This is a genomic window from Pseudomonas sp. TE4620, assembly GCF_056279045.1.
On the sequence record NZ_JBWBQO010000001.1, the window covers coordinates 3,771,591 to 3,787,813 of the forward strand.

Here is a 16,223-nt window from a genome sequence, read left to right on the forward strand (position 1 = left end):
TTATAACGGCCCCAGCACGTGGGTCACCAGGGTCAGAATACAAACGAACAGCGCGCAGTCGAACAACGCCTCATGCCAGACCCAGCGCCCCAACGGCGTGTAGCGCAACAACAGGCGCAACACCCCGGTCAGCAGCAAGGCCAACAACACATACAGCAGAAACGGACTGAGCAACACACCGCCCAGCGCCCATTCACGCAAGCCCATGGATTTCCTCCTGTCGACGGCACCACTTGCCCCAGCTCTTCTGCAATTGCAGCACAGCACCGATGGCCAGGCGCAGCGGGTCACTCGAAGGCACGCTCTGCAGTGCGTCGATGAACTGCTCGCTGGCCGCATCCAGGCGCTGGCCACGCCCCGGGGCCGGGCCGCTGGCCAATACTGATTCAAGTTGTTGCAGGTACTGGCGCTCGGCGGCGGCCACCGGCGCCTGGGCGACTGCCAGGCACATGCGCAGGTGCAGTAGCTCGTCGCCGATATCCAGGCCGTGCAGGCCATCGTCCCAACGCCCGCGCTCCTGTTCGGGCAAGGCGCCGTAGTGCCGGGCCAGTTGCAACAGGCGATCGGCCATGCGTCCACCAAACCAGCTGTCGGCGCCGCGCAGGTCGCAGCGGGTCAGGCGCACCAGATCGCTTTGGGTGGCAGCGCGCAGGCGCTTGCCATGCCAGGCCGGGTTGCGCAGCACCAGCAACTTGAACGCCAGCACTGCGGCGCCGACCCCCATGAGCATGGCCTGGGCGCTGTTGAAGAAGTTGGCGACATCGAAACTCATGACATTGAGCGGCGCCACCAGCACGATAAAGTGCAGGCAATAAGAAGTAGCGGTGGCGCCAATACGCGGATTGGCCATGCCCAGGGCGCCAAAGAACAGCGGCACGCCCATGGCCAGGCAGAGCATGGCAAAACCGCTGAGCTCCGGCAGGAGGATCTGCCCGACCACGAATGCCACCGGTATCGCCAACAGTATCCCGCGCAAAAAACTCATGCCGATCTGCGCGCCATTCTCGCGGCTGGCGAACAAGCTGCAGACCACGCAGGTCAGCACCAGGCCACCGGGGGCAGCCTGCCAGGCAGTGGCCAACCAGAAGCTGGCCATGGCCAGGAACGCCAGGGCGCTGCGCGAGCCGAACAGCAGCGCCAGCGATACATCGCGGTGAACCGCCAGGCTGTCGGGTACATCGACGGCCGGCTTGCCCTCCTCTACCCCACGCAGGGCTAGGGTCGCAGCCATGGCGTTGTCCAGCAGCAAGGTCAGGCGCGCCAGGCAGTAATGCTCGGCGGAGCTGATTTGCTCATCGTGGGCTGCATCCCAGACACGCTGGCGCAACAGCAACAGGCTGGCCTGGTCGGGGCTGGCCAGCAGCGCCTGAACCTCTTCCAGCCACGGCGCCAGGTGCTGCGCCTGCTGTTCATCCAGTTGCCGCCATTGCCGGCGCACCGAACGGGAAATGCGCAGCAGCACCAGCAGTTTCTGGCTCAGCCCGCGAATCGCCCGGGCGCGCTGACGGCCGAGGCTGCCTTCGAACCAGGCATGTTCACGCTGGGAATCCACCGCCACGATGCGCCCGAGAATCTCCAGCAGGCCCTTGCGCCCCTGTTCTTCACCACTCAAGGCGGCGCTGGCGGCCTGCAGCCCGCTTTGCCAGGCCTGGCGCGCCTGCCCGCTCAGCTGTTGCTCGACGCGCATCGGCCAGAGCAAGGCGCTGGTGGCCGTGGCGCAGACAATCCCCAGGCAGATTTCGGTACAGCGCGCCACCGCCTGGTCGAACACCAGCAGCGGATGGTTGATGGCCGGCAAAGCGATGATTGCCACGGTGTAACCGGCCAGCACGAACGAATAAGCCCAGGCACTGCGCAGCAAGGTCGAGCAGGCGGTGCACAGCGCCAGCCACAAGGCCAGGGCGAACAGGAACAGCCACGGGGTCTGGGCGAAGGCGCCAATGAACAGCACCGACATGACCGTGCCGACCAGGGTGCCGAGCAGGCGCGCCAGGCCCTTCTGCACCACCATCCCCGACAGCGGCTGGGCAACGATGAACGCGGTCATCAGTGCCCAGGCCGGCTGCTCAAGCCCCCAGCGCAGCGCCAGCCACAGGGCCAGGCCGCCACCGAGCAGGGTTTTGAGGGCAAATTGCACAGCGGTTTTGTTTGGCGCCAGCAGGGCCTGCAACGTGATGGGCACGGGACGCACCTTGAACGACGGTGTAGTAAAGATAGTCAGGATGAAGCGAGAAGTTCAGGGCTTAATTATTAGCTAGCTAACTATTAATAGTCCAGAGGTGCTGAAAGGTTTTTTCACCAGACAAAAAAATGGGCGACCGAAGTCGCCCTAAATGCCTTGCGTGCTCGTGACTGGAAAGGATCAGCGCTCTTTGCGCTTGTTCGAGTCTTTCCAGATGAAAATTCCGAATCCGACGAAGAACATCAGCATCAGACCGACCGTAATCACTCCAGCGATAACCACATTATCGAAGAACATGTCGGCCTCCATTCGCCTGAACCTGTCCGATGGGCTTAAGGTAGCGAATGGTTCGGGGGAGGAAATTGACCGAGGTCAATAGCGCCCGGAACCGGGCGCGCAAGGCGGGTGCAGGCTTGACCTGCATCAAGTTTTCAGCGCTTCTTGGGTTTGCCCTTGGGCTTTTTCTTCTTGGCCTTGCCCAGCGGCATGGCCTGCTCGAACGCCTGACGAACTTCGTTCAGACGCTTTTCATTGAGGTCGTGGACCCGGCGTGCACGTTCGGCACCGAGGTCGATCAGGTTGTTTTCTTGGCTCATGGCGGGCTCGGAAAGCTGACTGCAGTGCTGCAATCATGAAGGCTGCAGCCGGCGCTGACCAGTGGCGCTTGTATCTTCAGACTTCGATGTCCACCAGCAGCCCCTGGCGCGGCTGCTCACCCATCAAGGGTGCCACCGGCACGGTGTTGTCGGCGTTGACTTCATCGCCGGGCAACGCCTGGTACAGCTCTTCGTCCTGGCTCGACGGGCGTCGGCGCTGCTGACGGCGCTGCTCTTCGCGCAAGAGGATCGCGGCCTGCTCCGGGTCACGCTGCTTGAGGTCAATGGTACTGTCGCTGGAGCTCGGTTGCGCCGGGACCACGGGCTTGATGTCTGGCGTCGGCTTTACCGGGTCCAGTTGTTGTGTCACGGGTGCAGCACTGAGCGGGATGAGGGGCGGCAGCATGGGATGATCTCCTGTCGCCAGTGTGTCGGCTGATGGCCACGGGCCTTGAGCCAGTGCCGGCAAAATGTGCGGGGCGCTTCACAGTTGCCGGCTACTGTTCTTCGTCCTCGTCCGTCGGGGCGGGCTGGGCTTCGCTCCACGGCCGTTTGAGCACTTTGTTCCAGACGTCGTTCACGTGATCGCGCAACACTTGTGGTGCATCCTTGAGCGACGGGCTGTCTTCGCGCTCACCGCCATATGGCTGCTCGCCCTCGATAGCGATCAGCGACTGGCCATTGATAGCATAGCTGGCCTGGCCCTCACGCAACTCGACACGCAGTTCATGGGGGTCGACGCCGCCGCCACAAAAGGCGTGGCTGGCGACCGTCAGCTCGGCCAGGCCGTTGTTGTCGAGGTCACTGACGCCGCTGACGTCGGTATAAAAGCCGACATCCAGGTCGAGCCCGGAGCAGGTGGTCTCGTTCTCGATCTTCCAGCGCGGCTTGAAGCTGTCATCGCCCTGGCGCTCATACAGCGTTGCCGTGAGCACCACGCGATCGACGTCCTGATCGGTCTCTTCATCGCTGACCTGGTCGTCATTGCGGCTGAGCACCAGCAAACCTTCGCCCTCGCGGTCGTGGTAATGCACGCTCTGCACCGGCGATTGCACGCCCAGGGCCTCGAGTTGCGCAGCGGGAATCGGCGCCAGAATTTCGAAACCTTTGTTGTCACAGGCAGCCAGCAGAAGCACGCCCGCCACGGCCAGCGTTCGGATGAACCACGGGTTGGAGATCGGCATGGCTGTATCGGGCCCTCAATGGCGACAGCGGTTTTCGTCGATGAAGTTGCTAGACTCTTTGGTCTGCACAGAGCTATCCGTTAAGATAGTCGGCTTTTTCATGGCGGGAGTCAGGCAGTATGGCGCAGCAGTATCAACCGGGGCAACGCTGGATCAGCGACAGCGAAGCCGAGCTAGGTCTGGGGACCGTTCTGGCACAGGACGGCCGCTTGTTGACCGTGCTCTACCCGGCCACTGGCGACACCCGCCAGTACTCCCTGCGCAATGCGCCCCTGACCCGGGTGCGCTTCTCGCCTGGCGACCAGATCACCCATTTCGAAGGGTGGAAGCTGACCGTGCGCGAGGTCGAGGATGTCGACGGCCTGCTGGTCTATCACGGCCTCGACGCGCAGAACCAGGCGCGTACCCTGCCGGAAACCCAGCTGTCGAACTTCATCCAGTTCCGCCTGGCCAGTGACCGCCTGTTCGCCGGGCAGATCGACCCGCTGCCGTGGTTCTCGTTGCGCTACAACACCCTCGAGCACACCAGCCGTCAGTTGCAGTCGTCGCTCTGGGGCCTGGGCGGCACCCGCGCGCAACCGATTGCCCACCAGTTGCATATCGCCCGTGAAGTGGCCGACCGTATCGCCCCGCGGGTTCTGCTGGCCGACGAAGTAGGCCTGGGCAAGACCATCGAAGCCGGCCTGGTGATCCATCGCCAGTTGCTCTCGGGCCGCGCCAGCCGTGTGCTGATCCTGGTCCCGGAGAACCTGCAGCACCAGTGGCTGGTGGAAATGCGCCGGCGCTTCAACCTGCAGGTCGCGCTGTTCGATGCCGAGCGCTTTATCGAAAGCGACGCCAGCAACCCCTTCGAGGATGCCCAACTGGCGCTGGTTGCCCTGGAATGGCTGACTGAAGACGAAAAGGCCCAGGACGCGCTGTTTGCCGCCGGCTGGGACCTGCTGGTGGTCGACGAGGCGCACCACCTGGTCTGGCATGAAGACCAGGTCAGCCCCGAGTACGCCCTGGTCGAGCAACTGGCCGAGGTCATCCCCGGCGTGCTGCTGCTCACCGCGACCCCGGAGCAACTGGGCCAGGACAGCCACTTCGCGCGCCTGCGCCTGCTCGACCCGAACCGATTCCACGACCTGGCCGCGTTCCGCGCCGAAAGCGAGCACTATCGCCCGGTAGCCGAAGCGGTCCAGGAGCTGCTCGACGAAGGCCGCCTGTCGCCCAAGGCCCACGCCACCATCGAGGGTTTCCTCGGTGCCGAAGGCGAAGCCCTGCTGGCTGCGGTCAACGATGGCGATACCCAGGCCAGCGCCCGCCTGATTCGCGAGTTGCTCGACCGCCACGGCACCGGCCGCGTGCTGTTCCGTAACACCCGCGCGGCGGTCCAGGGTTTCCCTGAGCGCAACCTGCACCCCTACCCGCTGCCCAACCCCGACCAGTACATGGAGCTGCCGCTGGGCGAGCACGCCGAGCTGTACCCTGAGGTTGCTTTCCAGTCCCAGAGCGAAGGCAGCGAAGAAGAGCGCTGGTGGCGCTTCGACCCTCGGGTCGACTGGCTGATCGACACCCTGAAGATGCTCAAGCGGGTCAAGGTCCTGGTGATCTGCGCCCACGCCGAAACCGCCATGGACCTGGAAGACGCCCTGCGCGTGCGTTCCGGTATCCCCGCGACGGTGTTCCATGAAGGCATGAGCATTCTTGAGCGCGACCGCGCTGCGGCCTACTTCGCCGACGAAGAATTCGGCGCCCAGGTGCTGATCTGCTCGGAAATCGGCAGTGAAGGCCGCAACTTCCAGTTCGCCCACCACTTGGTGCTGTTCGACCTGCCAGCCCACCCGGACCTGCTCGAGCAGCGAATCGGCCGCCTGGACCGCATCGGCCAGAAGCACACCATCGAGCTGCACGTGCCGCACCTGCAGAACAGCCCGCAAGAGCGCCTGTTCCAGTGGTACAACCAGGCCCTGAACGCCTTCCTCAACACCTGCCCGACCGGCAACGCCCTGCAGCACCAGTTTGGCCCGCGCCTGCTGCCGCTGCTCGAAAGCGGCGATGACGATGAGTGGCAAGCGCTGGTCGACGAGGCCCATGCCGAACGCGAGCGCCTCGAAGCCGAGCTGCATAGCGGTCGCGACCGTTTGCTGGAGCTCAACTCCGGTGGCGCCGGTGAAGGCCAGGAGCTGGTCGAGGCGATCCTTGAGCAGGATGACCAGTTCGCCCTGCCGATCTACATGGAAACCCTGTTCGACGCGTTTGGCATCGACAGTGAAGACCACTCGGAAAACGCCCTGATCCTCAAGCCGAGCGAAAAAATGCTCGACGCCAGCTTCCCGCTGGGCGACGACGAAGGCGTGACCATCACCTACGACCGCAACCAGGCGCTGTCACGTGAAGACATGCAGTTCATCACCTGGGAGCACCCGATGGTCCAGGGCGGCATGGACCTGGTGCTGTCCGGTTCGATGGGCAACACTTCGGTGGCGCTGATCAAGAACAAGGCGCTCAAGCCCGGCACCGTGCTGCTGGAGCTGCTGTACGTCAGTGAAGTGGTGGCTCCGCGCGCCCTGCAGCTGGGCCGGTACTTGCCGCCGGCCGCGCTGCGCTGCCTGCTCGACGCCAACGGCAACGACCTGGCTTCGCGGGTGTCCTTCGAGACCCTCAACGACCAGCTCGAGAGCGTGCCCAAGGCCAGCGCCAACAAGTTCATCCAGGCCCAGCGCGACGTGCTGGCGCCGCGGATCAACGACGGCGAAGCCAAGATCATGCCGCGCCATGCCGAACGTGTCGCCGAAGCCCAACGCCGGCTGGCGGCGCAAACCGATGAAGAGCTGGCGCGCCTGATCGCCCTGCAAGCGGTCAACCCGACCGTTCGCGACAGCGAAATCGACGCCCTGCGCAAGCAGCGTGAACAAGGCCTGGCGATGCTTGATAAAGCGGCGCTGCGCCTGGAAGCGATTCGGGTGCTGGTCGCCGGATAATTTGCATCGGTTCAATCGCGGGTCAAGTCGAGTCGTCGCACCGCCGCTCCCACAGAGATATTGATGATTCTGTGGGAGCGGCGGTGCGACGACTCGACTTGACCCGCGATGCTTTTTCAAGCCACCACAGGCTTGGCGGCCATCATTTCGCTGTCAGCCACCATCCCCTCGCGCATCCTCTGCGCATCCCGGCTGAAGCACCGCGAGGCCAGCAGCAGGAACACCAGCGTCAACATCAACGCCACCGGTATCAGGTACATCGCCCCGTGCAGGCCTTCAGCCTTGAATGCCTCGCTCATCTGCACCGCCCCCGCTGCCTGCATGGCCGCCACGGCAAAATGGTCCGAAAGCGCCCCCACCACCACCGGCCCCAGGCCGCCACCGAGCAGATAAAGCCCGGCAAAGAACAGCGCCATGGCCGTGGCCCGCAGACGCGGCTGCACCACATCCTGAATCGCGGTGTAGACACAGGTATAGAAGTTGTAGGCAAACAACCAGCCGACACCGAACACCGCCACGAACACGCCGATCTCGATCCGCCCGGCATGCAGTGCCCAGGCGGTGGCCAGGGTGGCGATCAGCATGCTCAGGGCACCGAACAACAAGCGCCCGTTGGCAAAGCGCTGGTGTACCTTGTCGGCAATCCAGCCGCCAAGGGTCAGGCCAACCAGCCCGGTCAGGCCGACAATGACCCCGGTGGCCACCGCGGCCTGCTGCAGCGAGAGCAAAAAGTAACGCTGCAGCATCGGCACCATGAACGAGTTGCAGGCGTAGGTGGCGAAGTTGAAGGTAAGGCCCGCAAGCACCAGCCAGCAGAAGGTCGGCACACTCAGAACCCGGCGCAACGGCCGGTCCACGGGCGCCTGGGAGATCGCCACCGACTCCGCCGCGCCGCGCGCCGGCTCGCGGATCATGAACATGAACAGCGCCAGCAACAACCCGGGCACTGCGGCGATAAAGAACGGCGCCCGCCAGCTGTCAAAGGCCTGCACCATCGCGCCGATGGTGAAGAACGCCAGCAACAGGCCCAACGGCAGGCCGAGCATGAAGATGCCCATGGCCCGCGCGCGCTTCTCGGCGGGGAACAGGTCGCCGATCAGTGAGTTGGCGGCTGGCGCATAGCTGGCCTCACCGATGCCTACGCCCATGCGCACCAGCAAAAAGCTCCAGAAGCTGCCGACCATGCCATTGACCGCTGTCAACCCGCTCCAGGCCATCAGCCCCCACCCCATCAGTTTGCTGCGTGAACCGTTATCGGCCAGGCGCCCCAGCGGCAGGCCGGCAATGGCATAGACCAGGGTGAAGGCGGTACCGATCAAGCCGATCTGAAAGTCGCTCAGGTGCCATTCCAGGCGGATCGGCTCGATGATGATGGCGGGAATGGTGCGGTCGAAGAAGTTGAACAGGTTGGCCAGAAACAGCAGGAACAGGATTCGCCAGGCGTTGGCCGCTTGAGTGGAGCTCTGCATCGATCAGTCCCTCGTTATTATTGTTCGGGGCTTTCCAGCACGCCGAACTGAATCTAGAGGGCACTTGCCGATCTGTCTGCCACCATTGACCGGACTGATACCGGGTAATTGTAACCATTTGCAGTTTTAGAACCTGGCGCTATTGGTTCAATGACCAAATCGTAGGAATCAATATGCCATTATTCAGGATGGACTAATGCTGAGTTCCTATACTCCTGCACAACGGTCTCCAAGCGGGCTATAGGGGGACGAGTGCCAACTCGAAAAAGAGGCATGCTATGGAGTGGCTGGGGCTGCAAATGCTCGCCGAACTTCCGGCAACCGGACAGATCCTTCTCGATTGCAGGCACAACCCCTACCTGGTGCTGCTTGCCTTTCTGATCGCCTGTGCCGGCAGCTTCGCCACCCTCGACATGGCCGAGCGCCTGAGCCACGTCGAGCAACCCGCGGCCCAGCGGCAATGGCGCTTGCTCGGCGCCTGCTGTCTGGCTGGCGGCATCTGGGCCATGCACTTCATCAGCATGCTGGCCCTGCAAACGCCGCTGGAGGTTCACTACGACGTGGCCCTGACCGGGGTCTCGCTGCTGATTATGCTGCTGGCCGGCTGGATGGCCATGAATACCCTGAGCCGCCAGCAACTGCTGCCGCGCCACTACCTGCAAGCGGCGGTGTGCTTCGGCCTGGGGATCATTGCCATGCACTACACCGGCATGGCCGCCATGCGCTCCAGCGCCCAGCAGTTCTATCGCCCCGACCTGTTCGCCGCCTCGGTCGCTGCCGCCATCGCCACCAGCCTCGCGGCGCTGCTGTTCGCCCGTTATTTGCGCAATGGCAGCGGCACCCTCTTTCAACTGATGAAATACGGCGCCAGCCTGCTGATGGCCGGCGGCATTGTCGCGACCCATCTGCTGGGCATGGCCGCCTTGACCCTGGTACTACCCGCGGACACCGCGCTGTCGCTGCCGGTCAGCGACAACAGCCTGCAACTGAGCCTGACCATCGCCTTCATTACCCTGTTGATCAGCGCCAGCAGCATCAGCGCCGCGCTCTCGGACAAGAAGCTGCAAAGCAAGGAGCACGACCTGCGCCGGGTCAACGTGCTGCTCAGCCAGCTCGACCAGGCCCGGGTGTCCTTGCAGCAGGCCGCCCACTACGACGCCCTGACCAACCTGGTCAACCGCCGCGGCTTCAACCAGGTGTTCGCCGAGCGCCTGGCCGAGCAAACCGCCAATGACGGCATGCTGGCGGTGATGTTCCTCGACATCGATCACTTCAAGCGCATCAACGACAGCCTCGGCCATGATGCAGGCGACGAGTTGCTCAAGGTGATTGCCGCGCACATCAAGACCGCCACCCGCAGCCAGGACGTGGTCGCCCGTTTCGGTGGCGACGAGTTCTGCATCCTCACCGCCCTGCACAGCCGCGATGAGGCCCGGCACCTGGCCCAGCGCATCATGCAGAAGATGAAGGAGCCGATCGACCTGGCCGGTCGGCGCATGGTCATGACCACCAGCATTGGTATCAGCGTGTTCCCCGATGATGGCCGCAGTTGTGACGAGCTGTTGAAAAACGCCGACCTGGCCCTGTATCAATCCAAGGGTTGCGGGCGCAACAACCTGAACTTCTTCAACAGCAACCTGAAAACCCGCGCCACCCTCGAGCTGCAACTGGAAGAAGAACTGCGCATCGCCCTGCTCGAAGAACGTGGCCTGCGCATCCACTACCAACCGATTTTCGACCTTCACAGCGGCCAGGTGGCCAAGCTCGAGGCCCTGGTGCGCTGGCAACATCCACAGCACGGGCTGCTCAGCCCGGACCGCTTCATCGGCATTGCCGAAGCCAACGGCCTGATCGCCGAACTCGACCTATGGGTGTTGCGCCATGCCTGCGAAGACCTGGCCCAGCTCAACCGCCACGGTTACGACGGGCTCAAGGTGACCGTCAACTGCTCGGCGTTGACCCTGGCCCGCGAAGAACTGGCCCAGGAAGTCGAAGATGCCCTGCGTCAGGCCGGCATTCCGGCGCGCCAGCTGGAGCTGGAAGTCACCGAAAACGCGCTGATGGGCAACATTCACAACACCATCGCCCTGCTCAAGCGCATCCGCGCCCAGGGCGTGTCGCTGTCGATCGATGACTTTGGCACCGGCTACTCGTCACTGGCCTACCTCAAGCGCTTGCCGCTGGACACCCTGAAGATCGATCGCTCGTTCATTCAGGATGTACCGCGTTGCCGCCAGGACATGGAAATCGTCCAGGCCATCATCGTCATGGCCCACACCCTGCACCTGCAGGTGATCACCGAAGGCGTTGAAACCACCGAACAGTACCAGTTCCTCGCCCAGCAAGGCTGCGATTACCTCCAGGGCTACCTGCTCAGCCGGCCCGTGCCACTGGGTGAACTGCGGCCGATCCTGGGCGAACTCAACCAGCGCCATGAACAGGCGCTGAGCAGCATCAATCCTTACGCCGGTACAGATCAATCAGTGTCGCCGGATCTTTTTGCAGATAGCCCTGGCTACCATGCAAGCGCATCAGTTGGGCGGCCAGGCCGCTGATCGGGGTCGACGAACCCTGTTCGCGGGAAAATTTCACCGCGCTATCCAGATCCTTGAGCAAGGTGCGCACGTGCCACTTCACCGGCTCGAAGCGACTGGCGGCCATTTGCGGGGCCAGGATCTGCAGCGGCCTTGAATCGGCGAAACCACCCGCCAGGGCCTCGGCGATCAGGCTGGCGTCGACGCCTGATTGCTCGGCCAGCGCCACCACCTCGGCAATCACCAGCGCATTGCAGGCAACGATCATCTGGTTGCAGGCCTTGGTTACCTGCCCTGCCCCGACCGGCCCCATGTGGGTCACGCGTTGACCAAGGGTCAACAACAGCGGGCGCACGCGCTCAAGGTCGGCCGCCTCACCACCGGCCATGATCGCCAAAGTGCCGGCTTCGGCGCCTGGCGTGCCGCCGGAGACCGGGGTGTCGAGCCAGTGCATGCCGGTTTTCGCCGCCAGTTCGCTGGCCATCTCACGGGTAGCGGTCGGCTCGAGGCTGGAAAAATCCACCAGCAACTGGCCGGCCTTGCCTGCGCCAGCAATGCCCTGCTCACCAAACACCACCTCGCGCACCACCGCCGTGTCGGCCAGGCACAGCATCAGCACCTCGGCGTGCTGGCACAGCTCGGCCGGAGTCGCCACCTGGCGGGCACCGGCCTTGACCAGTTCGGCGCATTTGTCCGCCGAGCGGTTCCACACCGTCAGCGGATAACCTGCGGCCAGCAACCGCCGACACATGGGCAAGCCCATCAGCCCGATACCGGCAAACCCCAACGAAGGACGTGCAGTGCTCATGTACAGCTCCAGACAGATTAAAGAAGTTGACTGATCGGACGATTCAGTTTGCAGGCGTGGCAAGGAAAACTCCTACACAGGCATCGGGTTAACCCCTATCGCCCACGCCAAATGCGCACTGATACAGTCGCGAACCTCATCCAGTGATGGCTCTATGCTACCTACTAGAACAGCCACCCACCCCCAGGCAAATGGCGCAAAATGACCTCCAAGACTACTTCTGCCAACGCGGTTTCCGAGCTGACATCACCCACTCCCGCGTACAGCGCTCCCGGCTCGAGCTACTACAGCCCGCGGGCGCTCAACCCGCAGCAGTACCTGTACTTCACCGAAACCGATATCCAGCGCATCCTCGACAACCTCGATGGCCTGCGTGACCTGGTGTTCCCGCCCAGCGTGCATGTCGAAGACGACACCCAGCTGCGCCTGGACCAGCAGTTCCCCTCGGTGTGCCTGATTGGCCTGGGCCGTTGTGGCTCGAACATCGCCCTGGATGTCGCAGAACTTGTATACAACGCCAGGACCTTCTACCTCAACGAATTCAACAACGAAGACCGCGCCGGCAGCGAACCGAACTACAGCCCGGCGCGCTGGATTCGCAACAACCTGCGCCTGGTGCAGAACAAGGGCACCAAGCCGGTGTTCCTGGTAGAGCCGCTGGTGATGCTCGGCGACCTCGACAAGGACATCGCCGGACGCATCCGTTTTTCGCGCAAGGGTGAGAAGAGCGGTTTTATCCGCGACTACAGCAAGATGAAAATCATGGACCTGTCGGAAGTCCATGCCGGTGGCGCCGGTAACGCGCCGATCCTCGGCCAGTACCTGGCCAAGATCATCCTCAACAAGGAAACCCACCGCTTCTCCAGCGCCGACTGGAAGCTGATCCACTCGTACCTGATCGACTCCTGCGGGATCAAGGCCAACCAGTCACGCCTGTATTTCTACATCTTCAGCGCCGGTGGCGGTACCGGCTCGGGCATGGCTTCGGAGTTCGGCCTGGCCCAGCAATATTCGTACATGAACAAGACTTTCGACACCAAGCCGGCCGACGAAAACGATGGCAAGAGCGGTCATTCGTTCGTCTTCGAGCCGATCTTCACCAGCGGTATCTGCGTGCTGCCGAACATCTCCGATCATCGCAGCGAAATGTCCGAAGCCCTGCACATCAACGCCGGCCGGTTGTTGTGCAAGTACCTGTCCGAGGAATGGGATTTCTCGTACAACTTCGACAATGAAGACAGCAGCGAGGCCAGCGTCATGGGCCGCATCCGCCCCTGGAACGCCATGATGCTGATCTCCAACGACATCATGCGCTACGCCGAAGAGAACGATGACGGCAACATCCAGAACATCGACGTCAACGCCATGGAGAAGCACGCCAACCAGTACATCTCCCAGCAGATCTTCAACATCCTCACCGCCCAGGCAGTGACCACCGACTACGACCAGAACTACTTCCGTCGTGCCGGCATCGACATCGGCGAAACCATCCGCCTGGATGCCAACGACCTGTTCATGAGCCTGGCAGGCCCCGTGGCCATCGCCTACGCCGAATCGGTAGTGCCGGAACAGCCCTCGCCCAGCTCGGACAAATTCAAAGTGTTCGAGAAAGAGCAGCCGCGGCTGAACATCGACGACCTGTTCTTCCGCTCCATCGACCTGCCGCACTTCAACAAGGTGACCCAGGCGATCGAAGGCATCAGCCTGCTGCCGATTGAATCCCGCCGCTACCGCGCCGCCCTTGAGCAATACCAGGCCTCCGGCTACGACGCGGCGGCGCTGCACGACCTGCATTTTTTCAAGAACTGCTCGTCGGTGGTGTCGATCGTGTCGCTGCCCAAGGACTACAAGCTGTCGTACATGGACCTGAACCGGCTCAAGACTCACCTCAACAGCCTGTTCCCCAACACCACGCTCAAGCGCTATGCGCTGGTGATCGGTGCCTCGGCGAACCTGTCGCTGACCACCCTGATCGCCAAGAGCCCGTGCCTGTCGGACGACTTCCTGACCCTGATCGTGGCCTTTATCAAGCGCTGTTTTGCGCGTAACCCGTACCGCTTCGACGATACCCTGGACAATGCCATCCTTGAGTTCATCACCAGCGATGCCTTCGATGAAGACCGCATCGATGACCTGCTCAACGAGTTCGAGAACCCGGCGAAGATCCTCGATACCAACTGGTACGCGATCAAACCGATGTACGAAAAGAAATACCGCGAGCTGATCAACGACAAGAGCAAGTTCGTCTCGATCAATGACATCCGGCTGTCACGCGAATGCGTGAAGAAAGCGGTGAAATACCTGCGTGAGATCTACCGTCACCGCATCGGCAAGACCCGGGTGATCTCGTTGAACAGCCATACCGGCAAAGTGGATTACTGATTGAAAGCATCGCGGGGCAAGCCCGCTCCTACATCGGTAGGAGCAGGCTTGCCCCGCGATCAGACTGTTACCGCACTGCCTTGGCACACCCAACTGTTACCAACAGCCACCCCGGCTGAACAGTCCCGCGCACCAAAACCATCCCGCTGTGCATTTTCACGCACCATTTTGGCGCGTGATCAGCCGTTGGTCTTTTCCTGAATCACAATAAACGGCGAGACCACCACGGCCCAGATCTCTGGATCGCGGCTCTGAAGGTCTAGTGCCTGCTCTGCAGTGACCGCTCCGACAGTGCCAGCATTACGCCATGCAGCGACGCTTTCGCTACGGTTTTCGGCCATTGCCTGTGCAACATCGATCAGGTCCAGGGTCGGCTCGACCCAAATCAGGTCACCCTTGGCCCAAAAACGCTCCAGCGCTTTCCACTCGATTATTGCTGTCTCGCCGAGCAATTTGGCATAGAGGGTGCTTGGTTGATCTGTCATGGGTTCCTACCAGAAATAATTCGACCGCGATAAAGGTCGGTATTTTTGCAGAAAAACCCAGTTTCAAAATAAGTAATTGATCGACAAGGTGGTAAATGCCCGGGTTTGACCAGAGAAACTGGCAAAACAACGGCGTTTTTCTATAACTTTCTGTCGATTAGGCGACACCCCTGGTTTTTGCCCCGGCGGGCCTGCTTTTCAAGCGACAAAGCAGCGCTCTACACTGTACCGGTACAGTTGCCAGGGCCGTTCCGGGGGTTATCCGGGTCCGTGACGAGGCGTGGCCTCTCATGGAACCTGATCCGGTCCTCAAGCTCTGGCCGCCAGGACTATAAAAATTACAACAGAATGAGTGGAGCACTATGAGTAAGGCTACTAAGCAGATTTCCAAACTGTTTGCCGCAATGGTTCTGGCCGGGGTTGCCAGCCATTCGTTTGCAGCCGATACCATCAAGATCGGCATCGCCGGCCCGAAAACCGGCCCGGTCACTCAGTACGGCGACATGCAGTTCATCGGTGCAAAACAGGCCATCAAGGACATCAACGCCAAGGGCGGCGTCGACGGCAAGATGCTTGAAGCCAAAGAATACGATGACGCTTGCGACCCTAAACAGGCCGTGGCAGTCGCCAACAAAGTGGTCAACGACGGCGTCAAGTACGTAGTCGGCCACCTGTGCTCCAGCTCCACCCAGCCTGCGTCCGACATCTACGAAGACGAAGGCGTGATCATGATCACCCCGGCTGCCACCAGCCCGGAAATCACCTCCCGCGGCTACAAGCTGATCTTCCGCACCATCGGCCTGGACAGCGCCCAGGGCCCTGCGGCTGGCAACTACATTGCCGACCATGTGAAACCGAAAGTGGTTGCGGTACTGCACGACAAGCAGCAGTACGGTGAAGGCATCGCCAGCGCGGTCAAAACCACCCTCGAAGGCAAAGGCGTCAAGGTTGCCGTGTTCGAAGGCCTGAACGCCGGCGACAAGGACTTCTCCTCGATCATTCAGAAGCTCAAGCAAGCCAATGTCGACTTCGTCTACTACGGCGGCTACCACCCGGAGCTGGGCCTGATCCTGCGTCAAGCCAAAGAGAAAGGCCTGAACGCCAAGTTCATGGGCCCTGAAGGTGTCGGTAACGACTCCATCTCGCAGATCGCCCAAGGCGCTTCCGAAGGCCTGCTGGTGACCCTGCCGAAATCCTTCGACGCCGACCCTGCGAACAAGGCCATCGCCGATGCCATCAAGGCTGACGGCAAAGACCCAAGCGGCCCGTTCGTGTTCCCGGCCTACTCGGCTGTCGAGCTGATCGCCGAAGGCATCAAGGCGGCCAAGTCCGAAGACACCGATAAAGTGGCTGCAGCCATCCATGCCGGCACCTTCAAGACCCCGACCGGCGACCTGTCGTACGACGCCAAAGGCGACCTGAAAGACTTCAAATTCGTGGTCTACGAATGGCATTTCGGCAAACCTAAAACCGAAGTTTCCCCTCAGTAATCCCGTCTGACTATATGACTACAAGCCCACTGTGCGAGCAGTGGGCTTTGTTTTACGAGGTTCATGGGCCTGATTCCCGCGATCCGGGAGCAGGTTCACCTGAAAATCTTAAAACCGTCACCAGCGG

Annotated in this window: 13 protein-coding genes; 4 read left to right on the forward strand and 9 right to left on the reverse strand. The window is 61.9% G+C overall.

Annotation, left to right across the window (positions count from 1 at the left end; all coding sequences use genetic code 11):
* From ACZ9A3_RS17450 to ACZ9A3_RS17475, 6 genes are all read right to left on the reverse strand, one after another.
* Nucleotides 1-207: a DUF1656 domain-containing protein gene (locus ACZ9A3_RS17450; protein ID WP_045197848.1), complete on the reverse strand. Its 207-nt coding sequence runs from the start codon at nucleotides 205-207 to the stop codon at nucleotides 1-3.
* Complete coding sequence (locus tag ACZ9A3_RS17455; RefSeq protein WP_476252951.1) at nucleotides 194-2,182, reverse strand: FUSC family protein; 1,989 nt, start codon at nucleotides 2,180-2,182, stop codon at nucleotides 194-196. Before ACZ9A3_RS17455 ends, ACZ9A3_RS17450 begins: the two co-directional genes overlap by 14 nt.
* Before the next feature lie 180 nt (nucleotides 2,183-2,362).
* Nucleotides 2,363-2,479: a cytochrome c oxidase subunit CcoM gene (gene ccoM, locus ACZ9A3_RS17460; protein ID WP_010221102.1), complete on the reverse strand. Its 117-nt coding sequence runs from the start codon at nucleotides 2,477-2,479 to the stop codon at nucleotides 2,363-2,365.
* Between the two features lie 134 nt (nucleotides 2,480-2,613).
* Nucleotides 2,614-2,778, reverse strand: coding sequence for a hypothetical protein (locus ACZ9A3_RS17465; RefSeq protein ID WP_093380215.1), 165 nt, complete (start codon nucleotides 2,776-2,778; stop codon nucleotides 2,614-2,616).
* 76 nt (nucleotides 2,779-2,854) lie between these two features.
* Nucleotides 2,855-3,184 carry a hypothetical protein gene (locus ACZ9A3_RS17470; RefSeq protein WP_045197844.1) on the reverse strand — a complete coding sequence of 110 codons (330 nt, stop codon included), beginning with the start codon at nucleotides 3,182-3,184 and terminating at the stop codon, nucleotides 2,855-2,857.
* A 91-nt stretch (nucleotides 3,185-3,275) separates the two neighbouring features.
* Nucleotides 3,276-3,962: a M949_RS01915 family surface polysaccharide biosynthesis protein gene (locus ACZ9A3_RS17475; RefSeq protein WP_258594623.1), complete on the reverse strand. Its 687-nt coding sequence runs from the start codon at nucleotides 3,960-3,962 to the stop codon at nucleotides 3,276-3,278.
* A 119-nt stretch (nucleotides 3,963-4,081) separates the two neighbouring features.
* Between ACZ9A3_RS17475 and rapA the strand changes: the two genes are divergently transcribed.
* Nucleotides 4,082-6,928 carry an RNA polymerase-associated protein RapA gene (gene rapA / locus ACZ9A3_RS17480; protein ID WP_258594625.1) on the forward strand — a complete coding sequence of 949 codons (2,847 nt, stop codon included), beginning with the start codon at nucleotides 4,082-4,084 and terminating at the stop codon, nucleotides 6,926-6,928.
* 116 nt (nucleotides 6,929-7,044) lie between these two features.
* On the opposite strand, the gene ACZ9A3_RS17485 is transcribed toward rapA, so the two are convergent.
* Nucleotides 7,045-8,397 carry a spinster family MFS transporter gene (locus ACZ9A3_RS17485; protein WP_093380206.1) on the reverse strand — a complete coding sequence of 451 codons (1,353 nt, stop codon included), beginning with the start codon at nucleotides 8,395-8,397 and terminating at the stop codon, nucleotides 7,045-7,047.
* Between the two features lie 278 nt (nucleotides 8,398-8,675).
* Between ACZ9A3_RS17485 and ACZ9A3_RS17490 the strand changes: the two genes are divergently transcribed.
* Nucleotides 8,676-10,952 carry a putative bifunctional diguanylate cyclase/phosphodiesterase gene (locus ACZ9A3_RS17490; protein WP_045197836.1) on the forward strand — a complete coding sequence of 759 codons (2,277 nt, stop codon included), beginning with the start codon at nucleotides 8,676-8,678 and terminating at the stop codon, nucleotides 10,950-10,952.
* On the opposite strand, the gene ACZ9A3_RS17495 is transcribed toward ACZ9A3_RS17490, so the two are convergent.
* Nucleotides 10,852-11,739: an NAD(P)-dependent oxidoreductase gene (locus ACZ9A3_RS17495; RefSeq protein WP_045197833.1), complete on the reverse strand. Its 888-nt coding sequence runs from the start codon at nucleotides 11,737-11,739 to the stop codon at nucleotides 10,852-10,854. The genes ACZ9A3_RS17490 and ACZ9A3_RS17495 overlap by 101 nt on opposite strands.
* Nucleotides 11,740-11,940: 201 nt before the next feature.
* Here ACZ9A3_RS17495 and ACZ9A3_RS17500 point away from each other — a divergent pair, with 201 nt between their 5' ends.
* Nucleotides 11,941-14,121, forward strand: coding sequence for a hypothetical protein (locus ACZ9A3_RS17500; protein ID WP_045197831.1), 2,181 nt, complete (start codon nucleotides 11,941-11,943; stop codon nucleotides 14,119-14,121).
* A gap of 179 nt (nucleotides 14,122-14,300) precedes the next feature.
* Here the strand turns inward: ACZ9A3_RS17500 and ACZ9A3_RS17505 are convergent, their stop codons facing one another.
* Nucleotides 14,301-14,606 (reverse strand): DUF2288 domain-containing protein, encoded by a 306-nt coding sequence (locus ACZ9A3_RS17505; RefSeq protein WP_045197829.1) that lies wholly within the window; start codon nucleotides 14,604-14,606, stop codon nucleotides 14,301-14,303.
* Nucleotides 14,607-14,968: 362 nt separating this feature from the next.
* Here ACZ9A3_RS17505 and ACZ9A3_RS17510 point away from each other — a divergent pair, with 362 nt between their 5' ends.
* Complete coding sequence (locus ACZ9A3_RS17510; RefSeq protein WP_045197827.1) at nucleotides 14,969-16,096, forward strand: branched-chain amino acid ABC transporter substrate-binding protein; 1,128 nt, start codon at nucleotides 14,969-14,971, stop codon at nucleotides 16,094-16,096.
* Nucleotides 16,097-16,223 lie beyond the last annotated feature (127 nt).